Annotated in this window: 9 protein-coding genes; 5 read left to right on the forward strand and 4 right to left on the reverse strand. The window is 69.6% G+C overall.

What is annotated here, in order from left to right; genetic code table 11:
- Positions 1-329: HIT family protein (locus tag ACFR9S_RS05420; RefSeq protein WP_379818226.1), on the reverse strand; the 329-nt coding region annotated here is incomplete at its 3' end.
- Positions 330-412: 83 nt separating this feature from the next.
- On the opposite strand from ACFR9S_RS05420, the gene ACFR9S_RS05425 reads away from it, so the two are divergent.
- The gene (locus tag ACFR9S_RS05425) at positions 413-1,072 is read left to right on the forward strand and encodes an AIM24 family protein (RefSeq protein WP_379732019.1); all 660 of its coding nucleotides are present in this window, start codon (positions 413-415) and stop codon (positions 1,070-1,072) included.
- A gap of 18 nt (positions 1,073-1,090) precedes the next feature.
- Here the strand turns inward: ACFR9S_RS05425 and gdhB are convergent, their stop codons facing one another.
- Both gdhB and ACFR9S_RS05435 read right to left on the reverse strand, forming a co-directional pair.
- Entirely contained in the window at positions 1,091-2,386 is a 1,296-nt protein-coding gene (gdhB, locus tag ACFR9S_RS05430; RefSeq protein WP_379818227.1) for a glutamate dehydrogenase GdhB, read from the reverse strand.
- Positions 2,387-2,388: 2 nt separating this feature from the next.
- The gene (locus tag ACFR9S_RS05435; RefSeq protein ID WP_379732214.1) at positions 2,389-2,559 is read right to left on the reverse strand and encodes a rubrerythrin-like domain-containing protein; all 171 of its coding nucleotides are present in this window, start codon (positions 2,557-2,559) and stop codon (positions 2,389-2,391) included.
- 196 nt (positions 2,560-2,755) lie between these two features.
- On the opposite strand from ACFR9S_RS05435, the gene ACFR9S_RS05440 reads away from it, so the two are divergent.
- The 4 genes from ACFR9S_RS05440 to ACFR9S_RS05455 are packed head-to-tail and all read left to right on the forward strand — an operon-like array spanning position 2,756 to position 5,732.
- Complete coding sequence (locus ACFR9S_RS05440) at positions 2,756-3,322, forward strand: GNAT family N-acetyltransferase (RefSeq protein WP_379818228.1); 567 nt, start codon at positions 2,756-2,758, stop codon at positions 3,320-3,322.
- Between the two features lie 57 nt (positions 3,323-3,379).
- Positions 3,380-4,294 (forward strand): malate dehydrogenase, encoded by a 915-nt coding sequence (gene mdh, locus ACFR9S_RS05445; RefSeq protein ID WP_379732216.1) that lies wholly within the window; start codon positions 3,380-3,382, stop codon positions 4,292-4,294.
- Positions 4,295-4,354: 60 nt separating this feature from the next.
- Positions 4,355-5,251, forward strand: a complete 897-nt coding sequence (locus tag ACFR9S_RS05450; RefSeq protein ID WP_379818229.1) for a CPBP family intramembrane glutamic endopeptidase — start codon at positions 4,355-4,357, stop codon at positions 5,249-5,251.
- Positions 5,252-5,288: 37 nt separating this feature from the next.
- Complete coding sequence (locus ACFR9S_RS05455) at positions 5,289-5,732, forward strand: FxLYD domain-containing protein (RefSeq protein WP_379818230.1); 444 nt, start codon at positions 5,289-5,291, stop codon at positions 5,730-5,732.
- Between the two features lie 4 nt (positions 5,733-5,736).
- Here ACFR9S_RS05455 and ACFR9S_RS05460 read toward each other — a convergent pair.
- On the reverse strand, positions 5,737-6,093 hold a 357-nt coding region (locus tag ACFR9S_RS05460), incomplete at its 5' end, for a zinc-binding dehydrogenase (protein WP_379818231.1).

The raw sequence follows: 6,093 nt of genomic DNA on the forward strand, positions 1-6,093 counted from the left end.
AGGTTCTCGCCGGCGTTGACGCCGTCCGGCCCGAACGCCGCCTCCAGCGCGTCGATGGCGGCGACTTTCAGCTTCGCGTGGTCCAGTAGCTCCGCGTCGGAGAGGTCGGCCCACTCGCCGGTGTGCTGGTCGGGGATGACCATCACGTGCCCCGGCGCGTAGGGGGCGTTGTTGAGAATCACGAACGAGCGTTCGCTCCGGGCGACGATCCGGCTCTCGCGGTCGTCGTCACGCTCGGGCAGTACACAGAACGGGCAGCCGTCGACCTCGTCGTCCTCGGGGTCGCGCTCGACCCAGTCGATCCGCCACGGGGCGAACAGTTGTTCCATACCCGGGCGTCGTGTGGCCGGCGGTTAGTGGTTCTGGACGCCCGGGCTTTTTCACGGATGCCGACACAATGCCGACCGTCCCCATGGAGCTGGAGCAGTTCATCGACGCCAACGGCCCTGACTCCGAAGCGAACGGCTTTCAGAAGGAGAACAACCGTCTGCTGAAGATCCCCGTCGACGGGCTGACCACCGTCAAGGTGGGCACGATGGTCGCCTACACCGGCGATCTGACGTTCACCGGCAGGTCCTCCGCGGAGGGCGGGCTCACGGGGCTCGTCAAGGAGGCGGTCACCGACGAGGGAACGCCGGTGATGGAGGCGGAGGGAACCGGCTCGCTGTACCTCGCGGATCAGGGCAAGAAAGTGCAGATACTCTCGCTGGACGAGGGGGAGTCGATCTCGGTCAACGGCACCGACGTGCTCGCGTTCGAGGAGCAGATCGACTACGAGATCGGCACGATCGGCAGCCTCTCCGGCGCCGCCGCCGGCGGGCTGACGAACGTCTTCCTCTCCGGCCCCGGCGACGTGGCGATTTCCACCCACGGCGACCCGCTGGTGATCTCGCCGCCGGTGACGACCGACCCCGACGCCACCGTCGCGTGGAGCTCGAACCTCTCGCCCTCGATCGGGACGAACAAGATGATCGAGATCGGCCAGCAGTCCGGCGAGTCGATGCAGATGGAGTTCACCGGCGAGGAGGGGTTCGTTGTCGTCCAGCCGTACGAGGAAGGCGGCCAGATGTAGGCGGCGGGCGGCCCCGACTTACGGCCAGAGGCCGCGGCTGTCGTGGGCCTCGGCGACCCGCGTGAGCGCGACGATGTAGGCGGCGTCGCGCCAGCTCACGTCGTGTTCCTCGCGGCGGTCGCACACCGTCTCCCACGCCTCGACCATCTCCGACTCGAGTTCGCGGTGGACGCGGTCGAGCGACCACGCGCGACGGTTGATGTCCTGCAGCCACTCGAAGTAGCTCACGGTCACCCCGCCGGCGTTGGCGAGGATGTCCGGAACCACCGGGATACCGCGCTCCTCGAGTATCTCGTCGGCCGTGCTGGTCGTCGGGCCGTTGGCGCCCTCGACGATCACGTCGGCCTGCACGTCCTCGGCGTTCTCGGCGGTGATGACGTTGCCGATGGCGGCGGGGATCAGCACGTCCGCGTCGAGTTCGAGCAGTTCGTCGTTGCTCACTTTCTCGGGCGCGGGGTGGCTGAGCACCGCTTCCGGCTCCTCGTGGTGGCTGGGGATCGAACTGGTGTCGAGCCCGTTGGGGTCGTAGATCCCGCCGTTCACGTCGCTGACGGCGACGACGTTCGCGCCCCACTCGTCGAGCAGGCGCGCCGCGTTGGCGCCGACGCTGCCGTACCCCTGGATCGCGACCGAGGTCTCCGACAGCGGCATGTCGTAGTAGTCGGCGGCCTCGCGGGCGACGATCGCGACGCTCCGGCCCGGCGCCTCGTCGCGGCCCTCGCTGCCGCCGACGACCGGCGGCTTCCCCGTGACGACGCCCGGGGTGGTCTCGCCCTCCTGCATCGAGTAGGCGTCCATCAGCCACGCCATCGTCTGGGGGCTGGTCCCCATGTCCGGCGCGGGGATGTCCTTGTTCGGGCCGATGGCGTCGCGGAGTTCTTCCGCGAACCGGCGGGTGAGCCGTTCGGTTTCGTCCTCGCTCAGCTCCTTGGGGTTGACCGCGATCCCGCCTTTCGCGCCGCCGAAGGGGATGTCCATCACCGCACACTTCCAGGTCATCCACATCCCGAGGCCGACACACTCGTCGCGGGTCACCTCGGGGTGGTAGCGCAGGCCGCCCTTGTGCGGGCCGCGGACGCTGTCGTGCTGGGCGCGGTAGCCCGTGAACACGTCGACGGAGCCGTCGTCGCGCTCGATCGGCACGGTCACCTCGTGGACCTTCTTCGGGTGTTTCAGCCGCTCGACCACGTTCTCGTCGACGTCGACGTGCTTGGCCGCGCTGTGGAGTTGGCGCTTGGCCGTCTCCAGCGCCGACTCGTGTTCTGTCGCCTCGCTACTCTCCCGCTCGGTCGTGTCCTCTGTCGTGGGGCTCACTGTTACTCGAGTCTGGTTCGTCGGTTACGCATCTCTCCGCCGCAGTCGGGGCAGATGAGTGGTTGGCTGTCGGTCCGTCCAACGTTCCTCAGTTGGGCGGTTCTCCCGTCCCGGTAGCACGCCGGCGGGGATATACTCGGCGTCTCGACGGCCGATTCCACGGAGTTGTCCACTAATGGAGAGAAATGTCCTTCATCACCCCGTTACGACCGTGCCGTGAGGGACTGTCACACTCCCTCCGAACTGCTATACCGCTGCCGACCGCACCCGACGGAACGTGCCCAACGCCATCGCCCGTTCCGGCTCCCTCCGTTCGCGATAGCCGGCGTCACCGACGTATCGCTCGCAACACCGATCGACCACACACCGATGCCACACGCGACGTTCATCGACGGCGACCGCATCGAACTCAGGCCGCCAGACGAGGGCGACATCCCGCTCCTCGTCGAGGCCGAGAACCACCCACAGGTCCGGCGCCACGTCACGCGCTTCCGGACGCCCGTCTCCGAGGCGGCGTACCGCGAGGACCGCTGGCCGCTGCCGAACGACGACGACGGGGTCGAACTGCTCGTGGTGCCGAAGTCCGGCGATTTCGGTGGCGAACCCGTCGGCTCGGTCAGCCTCGCGCCGATCCAGCAGCCCGATGGCTACGCCAACTTCGGCGTCTGGCTCCACCCCGACGCGTGGGGGAACGGCTACGCGCTCGACGCCGGCGCCCACCTGCTCGACTACGGCTTCCGCGCCCACCGACTCCACCGCGTCTCCGCGACCGTCGCGGGGAGTAATGACGCCTCCCGGCGGCTCTGTGAGCGGCTCGGCTTCGCCGAGGAGGACGCCGCCCGCGAGGCGTGGTTCCTCGACGGCGAGCACGTCGACGCCGTCCACTACGGCCTGCTCGAACGCGAGTGGGACGGGCCGGCCGCGGCGCTGGAGTAGCACTCAGTCGCCGCCATCGGTGCGTTTAATCCCGGACTGGCCCAACAGGTATGCGTCATGACGAAAGTCAGCGTAGTCGGTGCGGCAGGGACCGTCGGCGCGGCCGCCGGGTACAACCTCGCGCTCCGTGACGTGGTCGACGAGCTCGTCTACGTCGACATCCCCGAGCAGGAGGACGTGACCGTCGGGCAGGCCGCCGACGCCAACCACGGCGTCGCCTACGACTCGAACACGACCGTCCGCCAAGGCGGGTACGCGGACACCGCCGGCTCGGACGTGGTCATCATCACCGCCGGCATCCCCCGCGAGCCGGGCCAGACCCGGATCGACCTCGCGGGCGACAACGCGCCGATCATGGACGACATCGGCGCCTCGCTCGCCGAGCACAACGACGACTTCGTCACCATCACCACCTCCAACCCGGTCGACCTGCTGAACCGCCACCTGTACGAGACCGGCGACCGCGACCGCTCGAAGGTGATCGGTTTCGGCGGCCGGCTCGACTCCGCGCGGTTCCGCTACGTGCTCTCCGAGCGCTTCGACACGCAGGTAGGGAACGTCGAGGCGACGATCCTCGGCGAACACGGCGACGCGCAGGTGCCCGTCTTCTCGAAGGTGCGCGTCGACGGCCGCGACCCCGAGTTCACCCCCGACGAGCGCGACGAGATCCTCGCCGACCTCCAGCAGTCCGCGATGGACGTGATCGAGCGCAAAGGGGCGACCGAGTGGGGACCCGCAACGGGCGTCGCCCACATGGCCGAGGCGGTCATCCGCGACACCGGCGAGGTGCTGCCGGGCAGTATCGTCCTCGACGGGGAGTACGGCTACGAGGACACCGCCTTCGGCGTCCCGGTCAAGCTCGGCGCGAACGGCGTCGAGGAGGTCGTCGAGTGGGAGCTCTCCGACTACGAGGTCGGGCTGATGGACGACGCCGCCGAGAAGCTCCGCGACCAGTACGCCAAAATCCAGTAGCCGCGCTATCGACGCGACACACGACCACGATTTTTCTCCCCTCCCGCCGATACGCCGGCCATGGACGGCCGACTCGAGACGCCCGAGAGGCTCGAACGCCGCCGGATTGCGGTGTTCCTCGCCGTCGCGTTCGGCGTCTCCTGGGCGACGGGACTCGCGATCTGGCTCACCGGCGGGCTGGCCGACAGCCCCGAGATCGCCGAGGGGATCACGCTCGCGGCGGTGCTGCTCCCGACCGCCTACATGTTCGGCCCCGCGGTGGGGAACGTCGCCGCCCGGCTCGTGACCGGCGAGGGGTGGGATCGCCACCGGCTCTACCCGGAGTTCGAGGGGACGATGTGGACCTACGCCGCCGCGTGGCTCGCGCCCGCGGGGCTGACCGTCGTCGGCGCCGCGCTCTACTTCGCGGTCTTCCCCGGGCAGTTCGACCCGACGATGGCCGCGTTCCGTGAGCAGGTGGCGAGCATGGGCGTCGGGATGGACCCGCGGCTGCTGGCCGCGATTCAGATCGCCAGCGCGCTCACGATCGCCCCGCTCGTCAACGGGCTGTTCGCGTTCGGCGAGGAGTTCGGCTGGCGGGCGTACCTGCTGCCGAAGCTGACGCCGCTGGGGTACCGCCGCGCGGTCGTCCTCTCGGGAGTGATCTGGGGCGTCTGGCACTGGCCGATCGTCGCGATGGGGCACAGCTACGGCTTCGACTACCCCGGGTTCCCGTGGACCGGAATGGCCGCCTTCCTCGTCTTCACCGTCGGCGCGGGGACGTTCCTCGCCACGCTCACGGTCCGGGAGGGGAGCGTCTGGCCCGCCAGCATCGGCCACGGCGCGATCAACGCGATCGCGAGCGTCGCGGTGCTGTTCGTCGCCGGGCGGCCCAACACGCTGCTCGGCCCGACGCCGGTGGGCGTGCTGGCCGCGCTGCCGTGGCTCGCCGTCGCCGCGTGGCTGCTCCGGAGATAGTCACAGAGACTATGCGGTTCGGGACCGAGCGGCCGGTATGCGCCGCCGTGCCCTCCTCGCGCGCACCGCCCTCCTGACCACCGCCACCGGGCTGGCCGGCTGCTCCGGCCTCGGCGACGGGCGCGACTCCCCGACCGACTCACCGACTGCCAGCCCGACGGCCACGCCGTCGACGGTTCGAACGCCGGAGAACGGCTCGCTCGGCGTCGTCGAGCACACGCTCTCGCGATCGAACGAGGGGAGCGAGAACGAACTCGTCGCGGTCGAGGCCACGATCGAGAACGGCGGATCGGAGCCGGCCGACGTGACCGCGACCGCCCGCTTCCTCGACGACGCGGGCGCGGTAATCGACGAGAGTGAGGCGTCGACGACGGACCTCGCGGCCGGCGGGCGCTGGTCGGTCGAACTCCTGTTCGGCGGGAGCGGCGAGGCCGCACGAGCCGTGACGGACTACCGGCTCGCCGTCGAACGGGCCGACTGAGCCGTTACTCGTTCTCGAGCAGGATCTTCCCGACGAACTCGCCGGACTCGGCCAGCTCGTGGGCCTCGGCCACCTCGTCGAACGTGAATCGCTCGTCGATGTGCGGCGTGATCGCGCCGTCGTCGACCAGCGATGCGATGTCGTCGAGTTCGTCGCCGACGCGCTCCTGCCCCTCGCCGAGCAGCACCGGGAGGATCACCAGCACGACGCCGAGTTCCAGCGATCCCTGGTGCATCGGCGCGAGCGAGAGCTCCTCGGCGGCGCTGGACTCGGTGGTGACGACGCTGCCGAACGGTCGGACCGCCTCGAACGCGGTCGCGAGGTGGTCGTCGCCGACGGGGTCGAACACGGTGTCGAAGCC

It is taken from the genome of Halolamina salina (assembly GCF_042678005.1).
Classification (GTDB): Archaea; Halobacteriota; Halobacteria; order Halobacteriales; family Haloferacaceae; genus Halolamina; species Halolamina salina.

What these genes read in the sequence shown, in the direction of transcription:
- mdh (WP_379732216.1), top strand. Translation starts at nt 3,380, where the DNA reads ATGACGAAAGTCAGCGTAGTCGGTGCGGCAGGGACCGTCGGCGCGGCC.
- ACFR9S_RS05425 (WP_379732019.1), top strand. Translation starts at nt 413, where the DNA reads ATGGAGCTGGAGCAGTTCATCGACGCCAACGGCCCTGACTCCGAAGCG.
- ACFR9S_RS05455 (WP_379818230.1), top strand. Translation starts at nt 5,289, where the DNA reads ATGCGCCGCCGTGCCCTCCTCGCGCGCACCGCCCTCCTGACCACCGCC.
- ACFR9S_RS05440 (WP_379818228.1), top strand. Translation starts at nt 2,756, where the DNA reads ATGCCACACGCGACGTTCATCGACGGCGACCGCATCGAACTCAGGCCG.
- ACFR9S_RS05450 (WP_379818229.1), top strand. Translation starts at nt 4,355, where the DNA reads ATGGACGGCCGACTCGAGACGCCCGAGAGGCTCGAACGCCGCCGGATT.